We start from the raw sequence: 250 nt of genomic DNA on the forward strand, positions 1-250 counted from the left end.
CCTGGAAGCCTCCAGATCAATCTTCTCTTCACAATGTATGCAGAACACGCACCAGCCATAAGCCGGTGCAAAACTTTTATTTCTTCAAAGGATATCTTATTCACCGCCAGCAACGATCCACCAAATACAGGCCAGAGGCCGTCGGCCATCATTGGCCGGTCCGTCCGAAGCGTGCGCTCGAAGAGCGCGACAGCGTCAGGACAGGATTTGGTGGAGCTGAGCGGGATCGAACCGCTGACCCCCTGCTTGC

The organism is Rhizobium sp. PEPV16 (assembly GCF_008919455.1).
Taxonomy (GTDB): Bacteria; Pseudomonadota; Alphaproteobacteria; order Rhizobiales; family Rhizobiaceae; genus Rhizobium; species Rhizobium leguminosarum_Q.